Source organism: Pseudoblastomonas aquimaris, assembly GCF_035481675.1.
In the GTDB taxonomy this organism is placed as follows: Bacteria; Pseudomonadota; Alphaproteobacteria; order Sphingomonadales; family Sphingomonadaceae; genus Alteriqipengyuania_B.
In genome coordinates this window covers 578,439-601,625 of sequence record NZ_JAYJJW010000001.1, presented here as the reverse complement: position 1 = coordinate 601,625, position 23,187 = coordinate 578,439, and the positions used below count along the sequence as shown (strand labels likewise).

Here is a 23,187-nt window from a genome sequence, read left to right as displayed (position 1 = left end):
GGATATGATTACCAGCGAACAGGAAAGGTGTGCCCTGGTGCCACGTGCAGAGCAGATAGCGCGCTTGAATGATGCCCTTAGGCAGCGCGGGGAGGGCGGCGGGATACTGTTGACGGGGGGCGTGCAAACATTGGATGGGTTTTGCCCATTGGAGCTCATGGCAGCCTTGGCTGGGTACACGGGTTTTGATCCGGACAATGACCCCCACGGGGAGCGGGACTTTGGCGACTTGGAGCTGTTTGGCGCCGACTTGTTGTGGAAGATTGACTACTACGATCCTGATTGTCGTTATGGTTCTGATGATCCTGCCGACTCCAAGCAGACAGTGCGGATTCTTACGGTAATGCTGGCCGAAGAGTATTAGATTGCTAGGACGGGCTGCTTAGCCTTGCGGATCCTCTTGAATTTTTGGAAGTACCGCTGTGCGCATTGGGGAGGAAGGCGCAGTCGTGATCACCGAATATCACTCTAAATATTATGCAAACGACATTACCCGCCTCGCTCCGTCAGGCTCGGGCGACCAGTTGTCGATGGCGTTGTTTGATGCCGCGGTCGACCTGAATCCGCATCAGATTGAAGCCGCAATGTTTGCATTGCAGTCCCCGATCGCCGAAGGGGTCATCCTTGCAGATGAGGTTGGCCTCGGCAAAACGATCGAGGCTGCGATCGTGCTTTGTCAGAAGTGGGCAGAGCGAAGGAGGCGGCTGCTAATAATCTGCCCCGCATCCATCAGGCAACAATGGGCAAATGAGCTTCGCGAGAAATTCAGTCTGCCAGCGATGGTCCTCGACGCGAAATCCCATAAGCAGTTGAAGCAGGATGGTCAGCCTTGGCCGCTGGAGCAACCTGCTGTCCTCATCATGTCGTTTCATTATGCGGCAAAGCTTCAGGATGAACTCAGGCCCATCCCATGGGACCTCGTGGTTATTGATGAGGCGCATAAGCTTCGTAATGCATATCGACCGAGCAATCGCATTGGTCAGGCCCTGCGCTGGGCGCTGGAAGGCAAGAAGAAGGTCCTCCTGACGGCCACACCCCTCCAAAACAGCCTGATGGAACTGTACGGCCTTTCCACCTTCATCGACGAAAACCTCTTTGGTGATCCAAGCGCGTTCAGATCGCGTTACATTAATGGTGGAGGCGACATTGGCGAGCTGAGATATCGCCTTGCGGACTTCTGCAAGCGGACGCTGAGACGGCAGGTTCTGGAGTACGTTCGATACACTGCGCGCAAAACAATTACCCAGCCTTTCAGGCCGACTGACGCCGAACAACAGCTATACGATGCGATCTCCCAGTTCCTGCAGGACGAGGAGAGTTATGCCATCCCTTCTCGCCAGCGGCACTTAACCGTTCTTATCCTTAGGAAGCTGTTGGCGTCCTCTTCCCATGCCATCGCTGGGACACTCGAAACCATGAAGGCGCGTCTTGTCGATCTCCGCGACGGGATTGAGCCCGACGAGGATTGGACCGAGGAGATTATCGAGTCCGAGGAGATCGAAGAAGAACTACTCGATGAGTGGCTCGCGGATGAGGAAGACGATGAGCTTCGGGAACTCACCGAACCCGCGAAACTAAGGTCTGAGATAGAGAACATTGCAGGGCTGGCGGAGCAAGCGCGCTCCATTGTGACCGATACCAAAACACGCGCTCTGATGAAGGCGCTCGATGTAGGGTTTGCCGAGCAGCAAAGAATGGGGGCGGCAAACAAGGCGCTCATCTTTACGGAGTCGAGGCGAACGCAGCGCTATCTTCACCAATACCTCGAAGACAACGGTTATGCGGGCAAGGTCGTGTCCTTCAGCGGCACCAATTCCGGCGACGAGGTCAATCGAATCTACGAGCAGTGGTTGCAGGTCAATGATGGCACTGGCCGCGTTACCGAATCAAAGCAGATTGATGTGCGCTCAGCCTTGATCGACCATTTTCGCGATCACGCGCAAATCATGATCGCTACGGAAGCCGCAGCAGAGGGCGTGAACCTTCAGTTCTGCTCCATGGTGATTAACTACGATCTGCCATGGAACCCCCAGCGGATAGAGCAGCGGATCGGGCGCTGCCATCGTTACGGGCAAACGCATGATGTGATCGTCATCAACTTTCTGAATGAGAGAAATGAAGCTGACCAGCGCGTCCACACACTGCTCAGCGAGAAGTTCAATCTCTTCAATGGGGTGTTTGGCGCCTCAGACGAGGTCCTTGGATCGCTAGAATCCGGCGTCGATTTCGAGAAACGCATCCTGAAAATCTATCAGGATTGCCGCACCCCAGATGAAATCAATGCGGCCTTCGATGCCCTCCAGCAGGAGCTGGACGAGCAAATTCGCTCACGTATGGACGAGACCAGGCAGGCTTTGCTCGAACATTTCGACGAGGATGTTCATGCGCGGCTGAAGCTGAGGCTGGCGGACACGCGGGCGCAGCTGGATCGCGTCGGCCAGCGCTTCTGGGATGTCACCCAGTTCATGCTGCGTGATCGGGCTCGATTCGATGAGCAGGCGTTGGCCTTCGATCTGAGTGACCCTCCCACCAGGGACATTGCCAAGGGGCGCTATCATCTCATCTCCCGCAACAATGACGGGCAGGCCAACGACCATGGCAATTTTCTGTACCGGCTTTCGCATCCGCTCGGCGAACATGTGCTCGACAATGCCAAGGGCCTCTATACACCTCTAGCCGAACTCCGGTTTGACATCACAAACCATCCTACGCGCAGTGTCATCGTTGAGGGACTCGCTAACAGGAGTGGCTGGCTCACGCTGCAGCGCCTGACCGTCACCTCCTACGAAACGGAGGAGTATTTGCTCTTCTCCGGCATGGACGATGCAGGCGCTTCGCTCGACCAGGAGACTTGTGAGAAGCTGTTCGGCATTGCTGCGACGGTGCGCCAACTTGAAATTCTGCCCGGAGACATAGCTAGCCGGATCGAAGCGGGCGCGAGGCAGGCTGAGAAGGCCGCGCTCAATCGCTCGCTCGAAACCAACAACGCTCATTTCGCTAGCGCGCGCGAGAAGCTGGAGCGCTGGGCGGAGGACAAGGTGCTTGCTGCCGAAAAGGCGCTGAAAGACACGAAGGAGCAGATCAAGGCGCTGCGCAGAGAGGCGCGGCAGGCCGCAACTTTAGAAGACGAGCATGCCGTCCAGACGCGCCTCCAGGAACTGGAGCGCAAGCAGCGACGTCAGCGCCAGCAGATTTTCGATGTCGAGGATGAGATCGCGGAAAAGCGAGATTCCCTCATCGATGCCCTGCAAAAGCGGATGCAGCGGGGACAGGAGGTGGAAACCCTGTTCACGATCCGCTGGTCTGTCGTCTAGGGAGGTCGGCAACCGAGGGGAATCAGGATTTTATGAGTAAGTACGACGAGCTGGTCAGCAAACTGCGCGAGATCTTCCAGATCGACCGGCCCGAACTGGATTTTGGCGTCTATCGCATCCTCAATGCTCGCGCCGATGAGATCAACGCTTACCTTTCGACGCGCCTGAAGGAGCGTGTGGCCGAGGCGCTGGCTTCCGGTGCCGCCGCCAATGTAGACGCGCAGCAGCGTGAGTTGGACGAAACGATCAAGAACCTCAAAGCGGCAGATGTAGACCCCGATACATCGCCCAAGGTTCAGGCGCTCAAGAATGCCATCGCCGCCGCTTCATCCGGCGCGTCGGAACATGAGAATGCCGTCTTCAGTCACCTGCTCGCCTTCTTCAGCCGCTATTACGACAAGGGCGATTTCATCAGCCAACGTCGGTACAAGGGCGATACCTACGCCATTCCCTATGCGGGCGAGGAAGTGGTGCTGCACTGGGCCAACAAGGACCAGTATTACACCAAGTCGGGCGAGGCCTTTTCCAACTATGCCTTCAAGCTCGATGACGGGCGCACCGTCCATTTCCGGCTGATCTCCGCCGATACGGCGAAGGACAATCGTAAGGACAATGACAAGGAGCGCCGCTTTGCCTTGGCCGAGGCGCGCACCGTCACGCGGGTCGATGACGAGGGTGAAGCCTACGAAGAACAGATTGTCCCCGTCAGTGAGGATGGCGACGACCTGATCGTCCGCTTCGAATACCGCGCCTTCCCGGCCAAGACCAAACAAGAGACTTTGGTCGATCAGGCGGTCGAGGCGGTGCTTGCGGACGAAGCCGTCAAGGACCGCTGGCTTGGCCTGACCCAGCGCGCGCCGACCGAGAAGAAGCCGCAGCGCACACTGCTGGAAAAGCATCTCACGACCTACACGCAGAAGAACACCGCCGACTATTTCATTCACAAGGACCTGGGCGGATTCCTGCGGCGCGAGCTGGATTTCTACATCAAGAATGAGGTGATGAATCTCGACGATGTGCAGGATGCCGCCAGCTTTGGCGCGATCGAGAAGAACCTGCGCATGATCCAGTGCCTGCGCGCCATCGCGCTGGACCTGATCACCTTCCTCGCCAGCATCGAGGAATTTCAGAAAAAGCTGTGGCTGAAGAAGAAATTTGTCGTGTCGGCGCATTACTGCGTGACGCTCGACCGCGTGCCGGAGGCGCTCTATCCCGCCATCGCTGCCAATGAGGCGCAGTGGACGCAGTGGCATGATCTGGGCATGCGCAAGAATGCCAAGCCGGGGACGGTCGAGGAGCTGAAAGCCGATTCCCATCTGATGGTCGATACGGCGCTGTTCGATGAGGCGTTTAAGGCGGACCTGCTTAAGGCGATTTCCGACGTTGATACGAGCACGGATGGGTTGCTCGTTCACGGAGACAACTTCCAAGCGCTTACCCTGCTGCGGGAGCGCTACCGCGAGCAGGTCAAATGCATTTACATTGATCCACCTTACAACTCCCCATCGAGTGAGATCGCTTACAAGAATAGCTTCAAGCATTCTTCATGGCTGACATTGATGGACAATCGGTTGCAAGCCGCCAAGCCTTTTCAGCCAGAGGATGCCGGGTTGGTTGTGGCAATCGACAAGCACGAGCAGAATGGTCTTGTGCGCATTCTTGGTGAAGGATTTAGCGACAAAAACGTCGTTCAGGTTACGATTGAGCACAACAAGAAGGGTGTCCAGGGCGACGGTTTTTCTTTTAATCATGAGTATGCGGTATTTGTCATACCGCCCAAGTACAAGACTCGGCGAAAAGAGCTACCTGATGCAGAGTGGGAATGGGCGAATTTGAGGAACTGGGGAGGGGAATCTCTCCGTACAGACGCAAAAAATTGCTTCTATCCAATCTTCGTCAAAAACGATCAAGTTGTTGGTTTTGGAGAGGTTTGCCCAGATGATTTCCATCCAGAATCCGCTAACGTAGAAATGCCGGATGGGACCTTGGCTATCTATCCCATAGATCAAGAGGGCGATGAGCGTAAATGGCGATATGAGCGAGGTACCGTCGAAGGAATAAAGCACCTTCTTAAGGTAACATTCGCGAGGGATAAGACCACGCGCCAGGTGATGAAGGCGAAGAATACCGACCAGTTCAAAACGTCTTGGTATTCTCCGATCTACAACGCTGGTGACTATGGCACGGCGATCCTAACACGGATGGGTTTTCCGAAGGATATCTTCGACAACCCAAAATCAATACACACCGTGATGGACAGCGTAGGGGCTATTTGTTCCGAGAATCAAACGGTGATGGACTATTTTGCGGGATCTGGGACAACGGCCCATAGCCTTATCAAAATGAAGCGCGATCTTGGAGAGAGCCGCCGTTACATTCTTGTCGATCAAGGGGAATATGTTCCAACACTTATTCGACCGCGAATTCAGAAAGTAGTTTTTTCAGCCGACTGGGAAGCCGGGAGACCAACAAAGCCGGAAACTGGGATCAGCCACGCCTTTAAAACTCTCAAAATCGAGAGCTACGAGGACACGCTAAACAATCTGGCCCTTACCCGAGACGAAAGCCAAAAGGGCCTGCTCGATGGCCTGAACGAAGACACGCGCGACGATTACCTGATGCGTTATATGCTTGATGTTGAGGCGCGCGGATCGCTGCTTTCGGTCGAGGATTTCAGGAAGCCCTTCGACTACGAGCTCAATATCGCGGTCGATAGCGCCGGAGCCTATGAGCGGCGCAAGGTCGATCTGGTCGAAACTTTCAACTACCTGATCGGCCTTACGGTCAAGACGATCGACATGCAGCTGAAGCAGGGCTTCACTGCCGTCGAAGGCACTCTGCCAACCGGCGAGCGCACGCTGGTGCTGTGGCGCGATTGCGACAAGATCGGCTACGAAGAGCTAACCAAGCTCTGCGACAAGCTGGCGATCAATCCGTCCGATAGCGAGTATGAGGTCGTTTACATCAATGGGGATCACAACATCCCATCGGTCGTGCAAACGTCCGAGGAAGAAGGCGGGATTGAGAAACGGCTGAAGCTGCGCCAGATCGAACCGGCCTTCCTCGAAGCCATGTTCGATGTGAGCGACGCCTGATGGCGCGCGCTCCCCGCAAGAAACGCAGTTTCCACCAGGAGCTGGTGCTCAATCGCTGGATGCTCGGCTTCTTCCATGGCGGCAGCCTGGATGCACTCAAGGAACGCTTGGGCGCTGACCGACATGAGGGTTTGGAGGATGACGGCCAGACCAAATTCTTTCACGAGCTGACGCGCAACCTATTCAACCTCGATCGGATCGATGAGGCGCAGCTGCGCCGTTACGACCTCAATATTGTAAAGCACTGGCAGTCTATCACCCACCGCCGCAACGCGGTGGACGGCCATGTGCTGACTATGAAATACTTCCAGTATCTCAGCCTGCTGTTCACCGAGATCTACCTCGACTGGTATTTCGCCCGGCGGCAGGACCTGCTGGACGGGCTCAACGCCCAGATGGCCGAATACCGCAAGGAGGATGGCTCCGAACCGTTCCGCGATTACACGGCGGACGATCTCAACAAGCTTGCTTTCTGGAACGCGACCGGCAGCGGCAAGACGCTGCTGCTGCACGTCAACATCCACCAATATCTGCACTATTTCCAGGAAGGAAACGGCAAGAGTTATCCCGACAAGATCATACTGCTGACGCCGAACGAGGGCCTCTCGCGCCAGCACCTGGACGAGCTGGCGCTGTCGGGCTTCAGCTTCACCCGCCTGTTCGACAAGAACCGCAGCCCGGACTTCCCTGGCACGATTGAAGTTATCGACATCAACAAGCTGGGTGACGATATGGGCGACAAGACCGTCGCCGTCGAAGCCTTCGAAGGCAACAACCTCGTGCTGGTGGACGAGGGGCATCGCGGTGCAGGCAGCGCAGGCGGCGCATGGATGGCCCGGCGCGAGGCGCTGGTGAGCAAGGGCTTTGCCTTCGAATACAGCGCCACCTTCGGCCAGGCCGTGAACAAGGGGCTGACGATCGAAAAGGCTGAGGAGGATCTCAAGAAAGCTAAGGCTAAGCTGCTCGATCCTGACCGGACATGGCGTCAATGGACGCAAGCGCAGCGAGACGCCATCGTCCTGGACAGCCGCCAGCAACGTCGCGCGAAGACCGACGCGGTGAAGGAAGCCTACGCTAAGGCTGTGCTGTTCGATTACAGCTACAAGTTCTTTTACGCTGACGGCTACGGCAAGGAATCCCTGATCCTCAACCTAGACGAGAAGGATGACGAGGAGCAGCTGGCAAAATATTTCACCGCTTGCCTGCTCGCCTTCTACCAGCAGCTCTATCTATGGGACACGCAGGGCGAGAAGATCGCCGACTTCAACATCGCAAAACCGCTTTGGGTTTTCGTCGGTAACAAGGTGGCGGATGACGACAGCGACATCCTCGCCGTCGTGCGTTTCCTTGGTGAGTTTCTAGATCAACAGGATCGGTCAAAGCGCTGGATTGACGAGCTTGTGAATGACCGCGCGCAGTTGCTTGACCCCAAGGGCAACAACATCTTCGCTCGCAAATTCGTGGCGCTATTGGGCCAAGATGCGGAGGCGATATTCGCCGACATCCTGCGCCGCCTGTTCAATGCCGGATCGCGGCAACGCTTGAAGCTTGTGAACCTTAAGGGCAGCGCTGGTGAACTGGCCTTGCAGGTAGGAACGGAGGAGCCGTTCGGACTCATCAACATCGGCAATGACAGCGGCTTCTTCAAGACGGCAGACAATGAAGGGGAGCCTTATGACGCAGTCAGCGACGACTTTGGATCAGGCTTGTTCGAAACGCTCAACGACAAGGGCAGTAAGCTCAACATCCTGATCGGATCGCGCAAGTTTACCGAAGGCTGGTCGAGTTGGCGGGTGTCGACCATGGGCTTGCTCAATATGGGCCAGGGAGAGGGCACCCAGATCATCCAACTGTTCGGGCGCGGGGTTCGTCTCAAAGGCCGCGCCATGTCGCTCAAGCGCTCGACACCTGCCGAACGCCAGCAGCTGGCAAAGGGTGCGCATCTGGAGACGCTCGAAACCCTAAACATTTTCGGGGTGCGCGCCAGCTATATGGCGACCTTCAAGGACTATCTGCGCGAGGAGGGGATCACGCCGAGCGATGAAATGCTCGAGCTGGATTTCCCGACTAAGTCAAACCTACCAGCAGGCAAACGCCTCAAGACACTCAAGCTGAAAGACGGGTACAAAGACAACCAGGCCAAGGGCTTCAAGCGTACCCACTACCCAACGCTCTATGATCTTGGGCAGTTTGAAGGCCGCGTGAAGAAGCCGCACATAACGCTCGATCTTTACCCGCGCGTGGAAGCGCTAGCGACAAACGGCCCGTGGGATCAGGTTCCGCCAGCGCAGGTGCGTCATGAGGGCAAATTGTCGGCAACCGCAATGGCCAGTTTTGACTGGGATGCGATCTACCTTGCTGTGCAGGAATACAAATTGCTCCGTACCTGGAGCAACCTGCGGTTGGATCAGGACCGGCTGAAAGATTTCTGCACTACGAAGCAGGATTGGTACACGCTCTACGCTCCAGCCAGCGAGCTGGAAGTCCGTACAGTTGCGGACATTCAGAAGCAGCAAAGCTATTTGATCCGGCTTTTGATCGATTACACGGACCGCTTTTACCAGGCGCTCAAGGGTGCCTACGAAGGCCAATTCTTCCAGACCGACTACATAGATGAGCAGCATGGATCGATGCTCGATGCGTACCGCTTCGAAATCAAAAACACTGACGAGGGCGCTACCTGGCTGAAGCGCTTGCAGGAATTGCAGGCAGTCGTTGCGGCAGGTGATATTGAGGGCGCACAGCAACAATGGGCTGATGGGCCTTTGATCGCCATTAGCTTTAAGGAGCACCTATACTACCCGTTGATGTCCCCGGCCGATGGACACACGCTGCCGCTGCGGATGCGGCCGATAGCCTTCGACGCACCAAGCGAAGTGCAGTTTGTAAGGGATTTGGAAGGATTCTGCGCATCAGAGGTAGGCAAGGACCTGCTGGCAGGCAAAAGCCTCTACCTGCTCCGCAATGCGGATACAAAGAGCAAAGGTTTGGGTTTTGCCACCGCCGGAAACTTCTATCCAGATTTCCTATTGTGGATGGTGGATGAAAAGAGCGGGCAGCAGTGGCTGAGTTTTGTTGACCCGAAGGGCATCAAATTGGTCGATCTGTCTGACCCCAAGCTCCAGCTTTACCGCGAGATTAAGGATATCGAGGAGGAAGTGGGTGACCCACTGCTGACGCTGAATGCGTTTATCCTGTCAAACACCGCGTTTGAGAACTTGCTCAACATTGGTGACCGGGAAACGCAGGCGGACCTCGAGGACAGGCACTTGCTGTTTATGAATGGCGGGCGCGATCGCTACCTCACGCAACTCATTACCAAGACGATGCAAGCCGCCTAGCAACAGGCGTAGCGCTTGATTGGCGCGGCGCGGCAGTAACGTGGCGATTGTGTGCAAAGGCCATGTTTGGTGCAGAGGAGGATGGGGCGCTCTGGTTTCAGGCGCCGTCACCTGCTCACGGCGCCCCGCACCCTATTGCTCAGCCAGGTACTGCCACCGCGCGTTGAGCGTGGCGGCGCGTTTTGGCCCGAACTCTGCACGGTAAGCGTCTAGAACGTCCTTCAAGCGTGTGTTGTCCCCGTCAGCTTTTAAGCGGCCTGCAAGCTGCATCAACGCGGCCGCAGGTTCGGAGCGAGGATCAGATGGAGGGTACGCGCCATGCTTAAGCATTTTTCCAGTGTCGACCTGATCCGAAAGGATTGTCTCTCGTTGTGCGGTCCTAGCGGCAGTTAGGTAAGCCGTAACCAGGCCATCAATCTCGTCGAGAAGGTTGCGGCTGATTCTGTCTGTCACATTAGTCTCCTGAAGCCTGAGCAAGCCCGACACTGCCGAAAAAGGCGCTACGCTAAGTTACCTTGCGCGGTGGTTGCTATGTGGTTGCTAGCGCGTTGAGCGCCGATAGCAATCGAGGAGTAAGTGTTTGAAAAGGTGGTGGACGCACTAGGGCTCGAACCTAGGACCCGCTGATTAAGAGTCAGCTGCTCTACCAACTGAGCTATGCGTCCACACGGGCGGTACTCCGCGGGCCCGGAATGCCTTCGGCGATTCGCGGGAGGCGCTGCATTTAGTCAGCCCCGCCGAAATGACAAGAGCTTATTGGCGGACGGCTCTCAGCCGTCCATGCGAATGCGCGAAGCGAGCGGATCGTGCATTTCCTCTTCGACGCAGATGAACCCCTCGTCCTGCAGTTCTTTCAATGCCTTGAGCACGTCGCCCTGACGAATATCGGCAAGCAGGTGAACGTCGCGCACCCGCAGGGGCACGTGCTCGGTGCCATGCTCGGTCAGCAGGACAGCCAGGCGCGAAGCATCCCCGCTCAGCCGATCAAAACGACGCTTCTGCTTTCCGCGGCGCACCGCATCGCGCGCTCGCAGGGCAACATTTCGAATGGTGGTCTTCATACTCGATGTCTCGACAGCAGTTCGCGCATCAATTGCGCTCGCTGCAAGTTATTCTTCGCGCTTCGGATTTTTGGTCGTGGCGTGCAGGAGTCCTCGCTGAAAAAAGGTCCATGCTTCGCGGCAGGGCGCAACCTTCACCCAGCGGGCGGATTGGTCTACGGTGGCCCCTGAAAGTCAACAAGTCCCGCACTTGGGGGACACATGGGGTTCGAATTGCTTAGCGTTGCGGACATCGACAGCCGGATCGAGGCCATCGAGGATGTGGCCGAGGTCCTGACGGCTGTCCGCGAATGGTCGAAAGAACGCGGCATCGTCCGGCAAAGCTATCACTTCACACCGGTTTTCGACGGGCCGACTTCCGACCGTACCATCATATATGCCGAGGGCTTTCCCGATGAGTGGCTGGCGCTTTACCGGGACACCGAATTGCGGACGATCGACCCTATTCCGACTTACACCTTCAAGATGGCTCGGCTCACCTATTGGCGCGAGGCGCTGGCTGCATGCGCCGATTTCGAAGGGACCAGTCGTTACGCCGAGGCGATGCAGGCGCACGGGCTGGTACATGGCTTCGGCCTGCCGCTTTACGGTCCGCACTCCCGCAATGCCTATGCCTCATGCGATTTCGATCGCCCGATGGACCTGGAAGGCGACGGGATGCTGTTGCTGGACGTGCGGCTGATCCACCAGATTGCACACCAGCGGCTGTGCGTATTGCTCGACCGCGAGCAAAAGGCGCCAACGCTTTCCGAGAGGGAGACAGAGGTGCTGCAATGGATCGTCCGCGGCAAATCGACCGTGGACATCGGCGCAATCCTTTCGATCTCGCCCGAGACCGTGCGCACTTACACGCAGCGTATCTACACGAAGCTCGATACCGCCGACCGGGTGGGCGCGACGGTTAAGGCGCTGAAACTGCGGCTGGTCGAGCCCTAGCGCATCCGCCGTGGGCCGCTGCGGTTCCAGCGGTGGACCATCATCAGCACGCCGATGCAGATCATGTTCGTCAGCATGGACGATCCGCCATGGCTCATGAAGGGCAGCGGGATCCCGACCACCGGGGCAAGGCCCATCACCATCATCAGGTTGATCGCGATGTAGAAGAAGATCGTCACGACCATGCCGCCCGCCAGCAATTGCGAGAATCGGTCCTGCGCGTCGCGCGCCACGGTCAGGCCCCAGTTGAGGATGATGGCAAAGGCAACGATCACAAAGACGCCGCCGAGAAGTCCCCATTCCTCCGCCATCGTCGCGAACACGAAATCGGTGTGCGGTTCCGGCAGATAGTCGAGATGGCTTTGGGAGCCGTTGCCGAATCCCTTGCCGGTCAGCCCGCCCGAACCGATGGCGATCTTCGACTGGGTGATCTGGTACCCTTCGCCGAGGGGATCGCTCTCGGGGGAAAGAAAGGTGGTCACGCGGCTCTGCTGGTAGGGCTTCAGCCCGAAGAAGAAGGCGAGCGGTGCGATGACCGCCGCCGCCGCGCCACTGTAGACGAACCAGCGCATCGGCAATCCGGCGAAGAACATCACGCAGGCACCGCCGAACGCGATGGCAAGCGAGGTGCCGAGATCGGGCTGCATCAGCACCAGCGCCATCGGCGCGCCGATCAGGCCGGCGGCGGGAAGCAAGGCGCGCCATTCCTGCGTCATCGAGGCGGGTAGCGTCTCGTAATATCGCGCCAGCACCAGCACGATGATCGGCTTCATCAATTCGGACGGCTGCAGGCGCAGGAAGCCAAGTTCCAGCCAGCGCTGGCTCCCGCCCCCCATCGCGCCAAGCAATTCGACGCCCAGCAGCAGTATCAGCGTCAGCCCGTAGAGCGGGTAAGCGGACATCTTGACCAGGTCGCGCGGGAAGCGGGTCATCACCAGCGCCATCGCCATGAACACGGCGAAGCGCAGGAAGTGGCGCGATGCGTAGGGGTCGAGACTGCCGCCGGCAGCCGAATACAGCACCGCCCCACCGAGCGCGACGATGGCGAACAGCGGCAACAGCAGGCGCCAGGGTTGGCGTGCTATGGGATCGGGAATGATCGACGCGCTCATCGCGGATCGGGGCTCCCGTCGCGGGATGGGCGGGCGGTGCTCTGCGCGTCCTCTTCAACGGCCGTGACTACGCGGGCGCGCGCTTCTGCATCGACACGGGCCGCGAAGGCGGCAATGTCCTGCGGTGCGCGGGGCACGTCGACCCCGGCGGCCTCGGCATAGGCGCGGTACTTGCGCAGCTGCCGTTCGCCGGGCTTGCCACCCCATTCTTCCTCGAATGCGTACAATTGCTCGAGCGCCTTCTGCGGGTCGAACAGATACGTCATCACGTCGCGAGCGACAGGATAGGCGGCACTGGACCCGCCGCCGTGCTCGATCACGACCGCACCGGCATAGCGCGGATTTTCCACCGGAGCGAAGAACACGAACAGGCCGTGATCGCGGTACTTCCACGGTCCCGTCTTGCCGTCCGAATAGCGCAGCGAAACCACCTGCGCCGTGCCCGTCTTGCCGGCCATCTGGACGTTTTCGAGTGGCAGGCGCCCGCGGCCGGCAGTGCCAGGCCCGTTGACCACATCACTCATCGCTTCGCGCACGACCCGGATATGCTCAGGATCCCAATTGAAGTTTCGCGGATTGGGTTTCTTATTCCCGATAACCAAGCGCGGCATCAGCATCTTGCCGGTCGCAAGCCGTGCGCTCATCACTGCCAGCTGAAGCGGGTTGGCCAGGTAATAGCCTTGTCCGATCGAGGAATTGACCGTGTCGTAGGCTCGCCAGGGATCGCCGTACTTCTCTTCCTTCCACGCGGGATTGGGCACCGTGCCGTAGAATTGGCTGGTCACCGGCAGGTCGAATTCCTGGCCGAGGCCGGTCGTCTCCGCCATCTGCGCGATGGGATCGAAGCCGATCTGCTGGGCGAAGTGGTAGAAGTAGCTGTCGCAGCTCTGGTAGATAGCTTTCGCCATGTCGACCACGCCATGGTTGCTCCAGCAATTGAAGAAGCGATTGCCGATGCGCCGGCCGCCACCGCACACGATGGTCTCGGTCGGTTTGATCCCGGCCTGCAGGAAAGCCATGCAATGCATCGGCTTCACCGTGGAGCCGGGCGGGTAGAGGCCCTTCAGCACCTTGTTGCGTAGCGGGACGTGGTCGTCTTCCGACAGCATCTTCCATTCGACGCTGCCGATGCCCTGCGAGAAACTGTTGGGATCGAAGCTGGGCATGGAGGCCATGCAGACGATGTCGCCGCTTTCGCAGTCCATCACCACGACGCTGCCGGATTCGAGGCCCAGGCGACGGGCGGCATAGTCCTGCAAAGGGCCGTCGATGGCGAGCTTTACCGCGTCGCCTTGGACGTCCTCCCTCGTTTCGAGGTCGCGCACGATGCGCCCGCTGGCCGTCACTTCGGTGCGGCGCGCGCCCGGTTCGCCGCGCAACGGTGCCTCGAACTGCTTTTCTAGCCCGTCCTTGCCGATGCGGTAGCCCGGGGTGACGAGGAGGGGATCCTTGCCCGCCTCGTCGAATTCTTCCTTGTTGGCCACGCCGACATAGCCGAGCAGGTGGCCAACCGCCGGCCCCGTCGGGTAATATCGCGAAAAGCCGCGCTGGGGGATCACACCGGGCAGCTCCGGCAGGCGGACGCTTACTGCGGCGAACTTGTCGAAATCGATGCTGCTCTTCACCTCTACAGGCGAGAACCCCGCGCCTTCCTCGATCGAGGCAAGGAGGTCGCGCTGCTCCACCTCATCGAGATCGAGCAGCTTGCCCAGTTCCGCCACAGTCGCCGGCGCGTCCTTCACTCGTTCGGGGATGATATCGACGCGAAAGTCGGCGCGGTTGGAGGCGAGGGGGGCGCCGTTACGGTCGAGGATCCAGCCCCGCCGCGGGGGGATCAGCGACAGGTTGACCCGGTTGCTTTCCGAAAGCACCGCATACCGCTCGTTCTCCGCAACGGCGATATAAGCCATGCGGCCTGCAAGCAGGGTGCCGATCCCGGCCTGGATCGAACCGATCAGGAAGGTGCGCCGCTCCAGCGTATTGCCGAGCGTCTGGCTGGTCACCCTGCGGACGGGATTGCGGAACATCAGGCCGTCCTCTTCACACGGCGCAGGCGGAAATTGTCGAGCGAGCCGACGACGAATGCGACAATGGGATAGAGGAGGATGCTGAAAACGAATTGCGGCAGCAGAAGTTCAAGCCGGACCCCGCCGTGATTGAAGCCCGCGACCAGCGCCGAGACGACGAGGTAGACCGCGATGAAGACGATGGACAGCAGCCAGTCCTGCACGAAATTGCGCCAAGGATAACGGTTGTCGATCACTTCGAGAGCCAGCATTGTCAGGGACCACAGCATGATAGCGCTGCCGAGTGGCTGGCCGCTGAACAGGTCGTCGAAAAGCCCGAACGGTATGCCCGCCCACAGCGGCAGCAGCCCCGGCCGGACGAGACGCCACGAGAGGAAGAACAGGTAGCCGAGGGGCGGCAGCAATGGTGCCGATGCGATGACCGGCAGCAGCGGCGAGAGCGATCCCAGCAGGATCGTGACGATGGGGATGCTGTAGGCGAGAAGGGGGGACTGGGTCCGTTCGATCCTGTGACCGTAGGCGGAATGACGGACCCGGCCGTTGATCTCCTCCATCATTCGCCCCCGTCGGCCGGCACGGGGGCCTCGCGGCGGGCGACGGCTTCGCTGATCGCCTCGCGCGCGGCGGGTTGCCATTCGGGCTCCACCAGCACGAAGTCGGTCGCGGCAGGGTTGGCGAGCAGGCGGCCGATCGCCCCGTCGCGCGTCAGTTCGCTGACCACGGCGACTGCCACGTTCGGGCGGTAGAGCCCGCCGGTGCCGCTGGTGACGAACACATCGCCTTCCTTCAGCGGATTCACGCCGAGATTGATGAGCCGCAACTGCACCGTGCCGTCGGCGCGGCCTTCAGCAAAGGCGATCACCTCGTCGGTGGAGCGGCGCACGGGCACCGTGCTTTCAGGGTCGGTCAGAAGAAGTACGCGCGCACTGGAGCGGCCCACGCCAAGCACTCGCCCGACAAGGCCGCGCGGGGTGCGCACGGGCATGCCGACCTTTACCCCGTCGCGCGATCCGGCAGACAGGAATGCGATCCTGCGCACGCTGGAGGACGTCGATCCGATCAAACGCGCGGTTGCCACGGGTTCGGCATCGCCGTCTACGATGCGCAGCATGGCCTTCAGGCGCTTGTTCTCTTGCTCCAGCGCCCGCGCTTCGGCGAGGCGCACGCGGGCGATCCGCACTTCCTCTTCCAGTTCGGCATTCTTGCTGCCAGCCCGGTAGTATGCAGCGATGTTCTGGAAGATGCTTCGGCCGCCCGAGCGAGTGACCGAGCTGACCTGGCCTGCCGGCTCGACAACGTCGGTCGCACCGCCGCGCAGCCCTTCGAACGCGGTCGGCCTGAGCAGCGACACGCCCAGCAGGATGGCACCGATAAGCGCGCCGATACCCGCGACCACGTAGACCGTGAACGCGGACAGCCTCTCCTTGCGGGAGAAACCGGTCGGCTTGGTGCGGCGGCGGGCCATGTTCGGCAGCGGTTCCTAAATTCCCGGCAGCGGGAAAGCGGGATCCCCCTGCCGAAGCGACGTGGTCAGGCGGTCATCAACACGCCACGATAAATCGGGTCTTCCATCGCCCGGCCGGTGCCCAGCGCAACGCAGGACAGCGGGTCTTCCGCGACCGAGACGGGAAGGCCGGTCTCTTCGCGCAGATGCTCGTCCAGGTTCTGGATCAGCGCACCGCCACCGGTCAGCACGATGCCCTGGTCGACGATGTCGGCAGCCAGTTCCGGTGCGGTGTTCTCCAGCGCGATGCGCACGCCTTCCACGATGGCGCCGATCGGTTCGGACAGGGCCTCGGCGATGTTCGCCTGGTTGATCGTGATTTCCTTCGGCACGCCGTTCACGAGGTCGCGGCCCTTGATCTGCAAGGTTTCGCCGATGCCGTCTTCGGGGACGATGGCGGTGCCGTAATCCTTCTTGATCCGCTCTGCCGTGGTGTCACCGATCAGCAGGTTGTGGTGGCGGCGGACATAGGAAACGATCGCCTCGTCCATCTTGTCGCCCCCGGTGCGGACCGAAGTGGTGTAGGCGAGGCCGCGCAGCGAGAGCACCGCGACTTCGGTGGTGCCGCCGCCGATGTCGACGACCATGGAACCGACGGGCTCGGTCACCGGCATGTCGGCGCCGATGGCCGCAGCCATGGGCTCCAGGATCAGGAATACCTGGCTCGCGCCCGCATTGCTGGCCGCATCTCGGATGGCGCGCTTTTCCACGCTGGTGGAGCCGCTGGGCACGCAGATCACGATTTCCGGCTGGCGCAGCATCGAGGTCTTGCGGCCGGTCACCTTGCGGATGAAGTGCTTGATCATGTGCTCGGCCACGTCGAGATCGGCGATCACGCCGTCGCGCAGCGGGCGAATGGCTTCGATGGAATCGGGCGTCTTGCCCATCATCATCTTTGCATCGTCGCCTACGGCCTTGACGCGCTTGATGCCCTGGACGGTTTCGATGGCAACTACGGACGGTTCGTTGAGCACGATGCCCTGGTCCTGCACGTAGACCAGCGTGTTTGCGGTGCCGAGGTCGATCGCCATGTTCTGCGAACCGAACCGGAAGAGATTGGAAAAGAAACCGGCCATTTTTTCAGGTACACTCGTGGATAAAAGGAAGCCGCCGCCGCCTCCCCTTGCAGCGTCGGTAGGGCCTCGGTTGGGGGAATGAGGGTGCCCTTAGCGATTCTCCGCCGAAAACCCAAAAAATTTGTGAGGATACCGGCGCTTTTTCACCACCGTTCGTCTTAACCCGGCGCCGCCGGTGCCCTATGCTGGCGGGATGCCGCAAATCCGCCGCCTCCCCGAACAGCTCGTCAACCGCATTGCCGCGGGCGAAGTCGTGGAGCGCCCCGCCGCGGCGCTGAAGGAACTGGTCGAGAATGCCATCGACGCAGGCGCAACCCGTATCGCCGTGCGTCTGGCCGAAGGGGGGCTGGAGCGGATCGAGGTAACCGACGACGGTTGCGGGATGACAGCGGACGACATGGCCCTTGCGCTGGAACGTCACGCGACATCCAAGCTTCCGGACGAGGCAATCGAGCAGGTCGCCACACTGGGCTTTCGCGGGGAGGCGCTGCCCTCCATCGCCAGCGTGGCGCGTCTTTCCATAGAAAGCCGGGTGCGGGATGCGGAGCAGGGCTGGCGCAGGGTGGTGGACCATGGCGACGTGACGGCGGACGAACCTGCCGCCTTGCCGCCGGGCACGCGTATCCGGGTGGAAAACCTGTTCGCCAAGGTGCCCGCGCGGCGCAAGTTCCTGCGCACCGCACGCAGCGAATACGCCGCCTGCCTCGACGTCGTCCGCCGCCTCGCGATGGCGCGGCCCGACATCGGCTTCACGCTGGAGCACGGCGATCGCCGGATCATCGCCGTGCAGGTCGGGGAAAGCGTAGCCGACCGCGTGGCGCAGATCGTGGCACGCGAGCTCAAGAACAACAGCGTCGCCATCGCGCTCGAACGCCCGTCGCCTGCGGGCATGATGCGGCTGACGGGCATCGCCGGCCTGCCGACCTACAACCGGGGCATCGCGGACCAGCAATTCCTCTTCGTCAACGGCCGTCCGGTGAAGGATCGCCTGCTCGTCGGCGCAGTGCGCGGCGCTTACTCGGACATGCTGGCGCGGGACCGCCACGCGGTGCTCGCCCTGTTCCTCGACCTGCCGCCCGAGGACGTCGACGTGAACGTCCACCCGGCGAAGACAGAGGTGCGTTTTCGCGACGCGGCGGCAGTGCGCGGCTTCATCGTGTCGGGCCTGCGCGAAGCTCTCGGTTCCGGCGATCGCCGCAGCGCACAGACACCCGATGCGGGCGCCATGGCGCGCTGGCAGGCGGAACCGGTCCAGCCTGCGCCCGCGCTCGCCTCGATCTTTTCCGGTCGCGACTGGAATGCGCCCAATTCGGCGCGGGTGAGCGAACCCACGCAGCATTGGCGGCAGGAAGCAGGCGGCGTGATGGCGCTGCCGCAGGGCCGCGCCGAAGAGGCCGAGCCGCTGTCGCAGGAAGCCGCCGAATACCCGCTCGGAATGGCGCGCGGGCAGGTGGCGGAAACCTATATCGTGGCCGAGGCTGCCGACGGCCTCGTCATCGTGGACCAGCACGCCGCGCACGAACGCCTCGTTCTAGAACGGTTGAAGGCGGCCGGGGCGGAGGAGAAGATGCGCCTCTCGCAACCTCTCCTGATGCCCGAAGTCGTCGAACTGGACGAGGTCGATTGCGACCGGCTGGAGGATGCTGCGGGAAAGCTGGGCGAACTGGGCCTCGAACTTGAACGTTTCGGCCCTTCCGCCATTCTGGTGCGCGCGGTGCCCTCGGCCCTGAAGGCGGGCGATCCGCACAAGTTGCTGCAGGACATCGCGGACGATCTTGCCAAACATGGCGAAGCGCTGCTTCTGGGCGAAAAGCTCGATCTGGTGCTCGCCACCATGGCTTGTCACGGTTCGGTCCGCGCCGGGCGGCGCTTGAATGTGGCTGAAATGAATGCACTATTGCGCGAGATGGAATCGACCCCGCGGTCCGGGCAGTGCAATCACGGCCGGCCCACGTGGGTGAAGCTGTCGATGGAAGACGTCGAAAAGCTGTTCGGGAGGCATTGATGCGGTTGGTAATTCTTGCGGCCGGGCTGACGGCCCTCTCCGCGTGTGGCAGCGGCGAAGATACGCAGTCGAAAGCGGCCGACGACGCGCGCGATATCGCCATGGTCGAAAAGGCGCAGAACATGCGGCCCCCGGCAGAACGGCTCGTTCCCGAAATCATTACCGATAGCGACCTTGAAGAAAAGGATATCCTGGGCGGCCTGTGCGCCGTGCAGCATCCTTCCGGCATTCACTACCTCGCCATCGCCCGGCCCGACGATGCCTGGATCAAGCTGGACGGGGAGCTCGTGCGGCTCGGCCCCGACAAGGGCAGCCCGGAGCAGCCCTACGGCACCTGGACCAAGTACGACGGCAAGGAATATTCGCTGCGCATGCAGCTGACCGCCAACGAAGCCGAGATGGAGCCGGGCGCGGGGCCGGGTGAAATCCTGGTGCGCGACAGTTTCGACCGCGAGGTCTTCCGCCTCAGTACGCAGATCGAGTGCAAGGAGCGCTGAGCCTCAGTCGGTCGGCGCGTCCGGATCGCGGACCTTGATGAGGCCGTTGGAAACCAGCGTCATCACCGCTTCGCCGTGCTGGTTCCAAGTGGTGCTCTTGGCCCGCATGATGCCCATTTCGGGCCGCGACTTGCTGCGGCGCTTCTCGATCAGTTCGCTTGTTATCGAAAGCGTGTCGCCGGGATAGACGGGCTTGAGCCAGCGCAGTTCATCGATGCCGGGCGAACCGAGGCTGGCGCGCTGTTTCTGCGAGAAATTGTCGACCATCATCCGCATCGTCATCGCGGCGGTATGCCATCCGCTGGCCGACAGGCGGCCGAAATAAGTCGCCGCTGCCGCCTCGTCATCGAGGTGGAACGGCTGCGGATCGTATTTCGAGGCGAACTCGATCACTTCTTCGCGCGTGACTTCGTAGGCGCCGAACTCCTCGGTCTCTCCGACGACGAGGTCTTCGTAGTGGATCACGCGAGGTTCCGCGCCAGCATCCAGATCGCCATGCCCATCATCGCCAGGTTCTCCGTCAGCGAAACGAAGCCGAGCGGCACATTGCCGCTGCCGCCCACGCAGGCGCACTTGATGCTGCGCTTGTCGATATAGACTGCCTTGTAGACACTGAAAGCGCCGATGGTGCCGATGACTGCGGCAATCGGGATCGACAGCCACGGCAGGATACGGCCGGCCATCAGGATCGCGGCAGTCGCTTCGAGGAACGGGTAGGCATAGGCGTATGGCACGAACCGCGCGCCGAGCAGATCGTAACCGACGAACATGGTCGAAAACTGCTCGACGTCCTGCAACTTGAGCATCGCGAGCATGGCCATCGAGAACGCGACGAACCACTCCGCGGTGCGAATGCCGAGGCCACCGAGCAGACCGAACGAGAGCGACACGGCCAGAGCCAGCGCCACGGCAAACACGGCGATCACCGGGCGATATCTCGTTTCGCCGGACTTGCTGACCGGATTGTCGAAATAGGCGCGCAGGGCGGTGTAGCCGCCGATCCGCTCATCCCCGATGAACACTTGCGGGGTGGTCTCGACCGAATGCTGTCGCTTGAAGGCATCGGTCTGGTCGCGGCTTTGCAGCCAGTGATCCTCGACCGTGAAGCCCTTACTTTCGAGCAGCCACTTGGCCTTGATGCCATAGGGACAGACGTGTTTGTCCATCACCATGCGATAGAGGCGGGCGACCTTGCCGGTGCCCGCCCCCGTCGTGGGTTGTGTTGCTTGCGTTGCCATCAGGCGCGGAAGCTGGGGACTCCGGCGCTGCTGTCAAGCTCCGGAATGATGCGATAACGGGCCAACACCAGGCTGAAGAGCCCGAACAGCAGCAGGCCGATAGCGGTGAGCGTGAAGATGAGGCCTTCGCCGGCCAGGCTGGCCACCGCATCGCCCAGCGTCTTCACCTGCTCCGCGCCTCCGGACATGAAGCCGGCCTTGACGAGCGACCAACCGATCACGGCATAGACCACGCCGCGGGCAAGGAAGCCTGCCGCGCCCAACCAGCGCGTGGCATCGGGCGCCTGCGGGCTGATGCGGTGCATGAAGTCCCCGGAAATGCCCTTCTTCGCCTGAAACACTGCCACGACGAAAAAGATCAGGCCGAGGATGCCGAGAACCGTCCCGCCGAAGTCCGCCGACAACACGCCTGACGCGGCTTCCTGCGCACCGCCGCCGGAGCCGCCCGAACCGCCACCCGAAGTGCCGGCATCGCTGCTGGCAAATTTGTAGGCGGAATAGGCGAGGGCAAGGTGGCCGACCGCGCTACCGGCATGGCCGATCCGCTTGGCCCAGCCCTTGCTGTCATTGCCGTTATTCTCGATATCGAAAAGCGGCGAGCACAGGCGGAACAGGGCATATGCAACGAGGCCGATGACCATCAGCCACAGGATCGCAGTGCCGGCCGGGAAGTCCTCGATCGCGCGGAAGATACCGTTCGTGCCTTCGGCGATCTTGCTCGCGCTCGTCAGCGCAATGATGCCGAGCACGGAATAGAGGATCGCCCGGCTGAAATAGCCCACGCGAACCAGCCAGTTAAACTTTTCGGACTTGTCGACCATTCGGTTTTCTCCCTGTTTGGATGCCCAACGGGCCGGGGCGCGAATGGTGCCGAGGAATTTCAGACGTTGAACTTGAAGAGCAGGACATCGCCGTCCTGCACGAGGTATTCCTTCCCTTCCTGCCGCAGCTTACCCGCCTCGCGCGCCCCGGCCTCGCCCTTCAGCGCGACATAGTCGTCATAGGCGATGGTCTCGGCCCTGATGAAGCCGCGTTCGAAGTCGGTGTGGATCTCGCCTGCAGCCTGCGGGGCCTTCGCACCATCGGGGAAAGTCCACGCGCGCGCTTCGTTGGGACCGGCGGTGAAGAAGGTTTGCAGGCCCAGCAGCCTGTAACCGGCCCGGATTACGCGGCTGAGGCCCGATTCCTCGAGACCCAGTTCGGCAAGGTACTCGCCCCGGTCTTCCGGCTCCATCTCGACCAGCTCGGATTCGATGGCGGCCGACACCACCACGGCCTGCGCACCCTCGGCAGCAGCCTTTTCGAACACCTTTGCGGAGAGCGCGTTGCCTTCTGCCGCATCTTCTTCCGCGACATTGCACACATAGAGAACCGGCTTTGCGGTGAGCAGCTGTGCTTGCCGGAAGACCCGTGCCTCCTCGTCGTCCTGCGGCTCAGTCAGGCGGGCAGGTTTGCCGTCGCGCAGCAGTTGCAGCGCCTGGCCCAGCACGGCGGCGGTAATCTTCGCTTCCTTGTCGCCCGCGGTGGCGCGCTTTTCCGCATTGGGAACGCGCTTTTCCAGGCTTTCGAGGTCCGCCAGCATCAGCTCGGTCTCGACCACTTCCGCATCGGCGATGGGATCGACCTTGTTGCTGACGTGCTGGATGTCGTCGTCCTCGAAACAGCGCAGGACGTGAACGATTGCGTCCACCTCGCGGATGTTGCCGAGGAACTGGTTGCCGAGGCCTTCGCCCTTGCTCGCACCCTTCACGAGGCCGGCGATATCGACGAAGCCCAGCTGCGTCGGAATGACCTTCTTGGAACCCGCAATCTCGGCGATGGCATCGAGCCGCTTGTCAGGTACCGCGACCTGGCCGACATTGGGCTCGATCGTGCAGAACGGATAGTTCGCGGCCTGGGCGGCCTGCGTTTCGGTTAGGGCATTGAATAGGGTCGACTTGCCGACATTGGGCAGGCCGACGATCCCGCAGCGGAATCCCAT

At 60.8% G+C, this 23,187-nt stretch carries 18 protein-coding genes and 1 tRNA gene; 7 read left to right on the top strand and 12 right to left on the bottom strand.

From position 1 onward, the window contains the following. Nucleotides 1-4 precede the first annotated feature (4 nt). The 4 genes from VCJ71_RS02885 (at nt 5) to VCJ71_RS02870 (ending at nt 9,750) form a co-directional block, all read left to right on the top strand. Nucleotides 5-364: a DUF3768 domain-containing protein gene (locus tag VCJ71_RS02885; RefSeq protein WP_324638947.1), complete on the top strand. Its 360-nt coding sequence runs from the start codon at nt 5-7 to the stop codon at nt 362-364. Nucleotides 365-449: 85 nt separating this feature from the next. Beyond that, nucleotides 450-3,314, top strand: coding sequence for an SNF2-related protein (locus tag VCJ71_RS02880; protein WP_324638945.1), 2,865 nt, complete (start codon nt 450-452; stop codon nt 3,312-3,314). 32 nt (nt 3,315-3,346) lie between these two features. Beyond that, entirely contained in the window at nt 3,347-6,409 is a 3,063-nt protein-coding gene (locus tag VCJ71_RS02875) for a site-specific DNA-methyltransferase (RefSeq protein WP_324638944.1), read from the top strand. Continuing rightward, nucleotides 6,409-9,750, top strand: a complete 3,342-nt coding sequence (locus VCJ71_RS02870) for a DEAD/DEAH box helicase family protein (protein WP_324638943.1) — start codon at nt 6,409-6,411, stop codon at nt 9,748-9,750. Before VCJ71_RS02875 ends, VCJ71_RS02870 begins: the two co-directional genes overlap by 1 nt. 132 nt (nt 9,751-9,882) lie before the next feature. On the opposite strand, the gene VCJ71_RS02865 is transcribed toward VCJ71_RS02870, so the two are convergent. From VCJ71_RS02865 to VCJ71_RS02855, 3 genes are all read right to left on the bottom strand, one after another. Further along, entirely contained in the window at nt 9,883-10,203 is a 321-nt protein-coding gene (locus VCJ71_RS02865) for a hypothetical protein (protein ID WP_324638942.1), read from the bottom strand. A gap of 136 nt (nt 10,204-10,339) precedes the next feature. Further along, nucleotides 10,340-10,415: transfer RNA gene (locus VCJ71_RS02860), tRNA-Lys, on the bottom strand. 105 nt (nt 10,416-10,520) lie between these two features. Further along, nucleotides 10,521-10,811, bottom strand: a complete 291-nt coding sequence (locus VCJ71_RS02855; protein WP_324638941.1) for a hypothetical protein — start codon at nt 10,809-10,811, stop codon at nt 10,521-10,523. A 201-nt stretch (nt 10,812-11,012) separates the two neighbouring features. Here VCJ71_RS02855 and VCJ71_RS02850 point away from each other — a divergent pair, with 201 nt between their 5' ends. Continuing rightward, nucleotides 11,013-11,747, top strand: a complete 735-nt coding sequence (locus tag VCJ71_RS02850; RefSeq protein ID WP_324638940.1) for a helix-turn-helix transcriptional regulator — start codon at nt 11,013-11,015, stop codon at nt 11,745-11,747. Here the strand turns inward: VCJ71_RS02850 and rodA are convergent. From rodA to VCJ71_RS02825, 5 genes are all read right to left on the bottom strand, one after another. Continuing rightward, entirely contained in the window at nt 11,744-12,859 is a 1,116-nt protein-coding gene (gene rodA, locus VCJ71_RS02845; protein ID WP_324638938.1) for a rod shape-determining protein RodA, read from the bottom strand. The genes VCJ71_RS02850 and rodA overlap by 4 nt on opposite strands. Then, nucleotides 12,856-14,886, bottom strand: a complete 2,031-nt coding sequence (gene mrdA / locus VCJ71_RS02840) for a penicillin-binding protein 2 (RefSeq protein WP_324638935.1) — start codon at nt 14,884-14,886, stop codon at nt 12,856-12,858. Before mrdA ends, rodA begins: the two co-directional genes overlap by 4 nt. Next, complete coding sequence (gene mreD / locus VCJ71_RS02835; protein WP_324638933.1) at nt 14,886-15,443, bottom strand: rod shape-determining protein MreD; 558 nt, start codon at nt 15,441-15,443, stop codon at nt 14,886-14,888. Before mreD ends, mrdA begins: the two co-directional genes overlap by 1 nt. Then, a complete protein-coding gene (gene mreC / locus VCJ71_RS02830) occupies nt 15,440-16,351 on the bottom strand; it encodes a rod shape-determining protein MreC (protein WP_324638932.1) in 912 nt (303 codons plus the stop codon). Before mreC ends, mreD begins: the two co-directional genes overlap by 4 nt. 65 nt (nt 16,352-16,416) lie before the next feature. Beyond that, the gene (locus VCJ71_RS02825; protein WP_324638930.1) at nt 16,417-17,466 is read right to left on the bottom strand and encodes a rod shape-determining protein; all 1,050 of its coding nucleotides are present in this window, start codon (nt 17,464-17,466) and stop codon (nt 16,417-16,419) included. A gap of 193 nt (nt 17,467-17,659) precedes the next feature. Here VCJ71_RS02825 and mutL point away from each other — a divergent pair, with 193 nt between their 5' ends. Both mutL and VCJ71_RS02815 read left to right on the top strand, forming a co-directional pair. After that, nucleotides 17,660-19,471, top strand: a complete 1,812-nt coding sequence (mutL, locus tag VCJ71_RS02820) for a DNA mismatch repair endonuclease MutL (RefSeq protein WP_324640859.1) — start codon at nt 17,660-17,662, stop codon at nt 19,469-19,471. Beyond that, nucleotides 19,471-19,968, top strand: a complete 498-nt coding sequence (locus VCJ71_RS02815) for a hypothetical protein (protein WP_324638929.1) — start codon at nt 19,471-19,473, stop codon at nt 19,966-19,968. Before mutL ends, VCJ71_RS02815 begins: the two co-directional genes overlap by 1 nt. Before the next feature lie 3 nt (nt 19,969-19,971). On the opposite strand, the gene VCJ71_RS02810 is transcribed toward VCJ71_RS02815, so the two are convergent. Genes VCJ71_RS02810 through ychF form a run of 4 tightly spaced genes read right to left on the bottom strand, consistent with a single transcriptional unit; the run spans nt 19,972 to nt 23,187 of the window. Further along, on the bottom strand, nt 19,972-20,433 hold the full coding sequence (locus VCJ71_RS02810) for a MaoC family dehydratase (RefSeq protein WP_324638927.1): 462 nt from the start codon (nt 20,431-20,433) through the stop codon (nt 19,972-19,974). Continuing rightward, nucleotides 20,430-21,206, bottom strand: a complete 777-nt coding sequence (locus tag VCJ71_RS02805; RefSeq protein ID WP_324638926.1) for a glutaredoxin — start codon at nt 21,204-21,206, stop codon at nt 20,430-20,432. The genes VCJ71_RS02810 and VCJ71_RS02805 overlap by 4 nt, the downstream gene beginning before the upstream one ends. Further along, entirely contained in the window at nt 21,206-22,027 is an 822-nt protein-coding gene (locus VCJ71_RS02800; protein ID WP_324638924.1) for a DUF1206 domain-containing protein, read from the bottom strand. Before VCJ71_RS02800 ends, VCJ71_RS02805 begins: the two co-directional genes overlap by 1 nt. 59 nt (nt 22,028-22,086) lie before the next feature. Next, nucleotides 22,087-23,187, bottom strand: coding sequence for a redox-regulated ATPase YchF (gene ychF, locus VCJ71_RS02795; protein WP_324638922.1), 1,101 nt, complete (start codon nt 23,185-23,187; stop codon nt 22,087-22,089).

Excerpts from the sequence above, each read along its gene's own strand:
- mreD (WP_324638933.1), bottom strand. The coding sequence starts at position 15,443 with ATGATGGAGGAGATCAACGGCCGGGTCCGTCATTCCGCCTACGGTCAC.
- VCJ71_RS02815 (WP_324638929.1), top strand. The coding sequence starts at position 19,471 with ATGCGGTTGGTAATTCTTGCGGCCGGGCTGACGGCCCTCTCCGCGTGT.
- ychF (WP_324638922.1), bottom strand. The coding sequence starts at position 23,187 with ATGGGATTCCGCTGCGGGATCGTCGGCCTGCCCAATGTCGGCAAGTCG.
- rodA (WP_324638938.1), bottom strand. The coding sequence starts at position 12,859 with ATGAGCGCGTCGATCATTCCCGATCCCATAGCACGCCAACCCTGGCGC.
- VCJ71_RS02805 (WP_324638926.1), bottom strand. The coding sequence starts at position 21,206 with ATGGCAACGCAAGCAACACAACCCACGACGGGGGCGGGCACCGGCAAG.
- VCJ71_RS02800 (WP_324638924.1), bottom strand. The coding sequence starts at position 22,027 with ATGGTCGACAAGTCCGAAAAGTTTAACTGGCTGGTTCGCGTGGGCTAT.
- VCJ71_RS02875 (WP_324638944.1), top strand. The coding sequence starts at position 3,347 with ATGAGTAAGTACGACGAGCTGGTCAGCAAACTGCGCGAGATCTTCCAG.
- VCJ71_RS02870 (WP_324638943.1), top strand. The coding sequence starts at position 6,409 with ATGGCGCGCGCTCCCCGCAAGAAACGCAGTTTCCACCAGGAGCTGGTG.
- mreC (WP_324638932.1), bottom strand. The coding sequence starts at position 16,351 with ATGGCCCGCCGCCGCACCAAGCCGACCGGTTTCTCCCGCAAGGAGAGG.
- VCJ71_RS02885 (WP_324638947.1), top strand. The coding sequence starts at position 5 with ATGATTACCAGCGAACAGGAAAGGTGTGCCCTGGTGCCACGTGCAGAG.
- VCJ71_RS02855 (WP_324638941.1), bottom strand. The coding sequence starts at position 10,811 with ATGAAGACCACCATTCGAAATGTTGCCCTGCGAGCGCGCGATGCGGTG.
- VCJ71_RS02850 (WP_324638940.1), top strand. The coding sequence starts at position 11,013 with ATGGGGTTCGAATTGCTTAGCGTTGCGGACATCGACAGCCGGATCGAG.
- VCJ71_RS02825 (WP_324638930.1), bottom strand. The coding sequence starts at position 17,466 with ATGGCCGGTTTCTTTTCCAATCTCTTCCGGTTCGGTTCGCAGAACATG.
- mutL (WP_324640859.1), top strand. The coding sequence starts at position 17,660 with ATGCCGCAAATCCGCCGCCTCCCCGAACAGCTCGTCAACCGCATTGCC.
- mrdA (WP_324638935.1), bottom strand. The coding sequence starts at position 14,886 with ATGTTCCGCAATCCCGTCCGCAGGGTGACCAGCCAGACGCTCGGCAAT.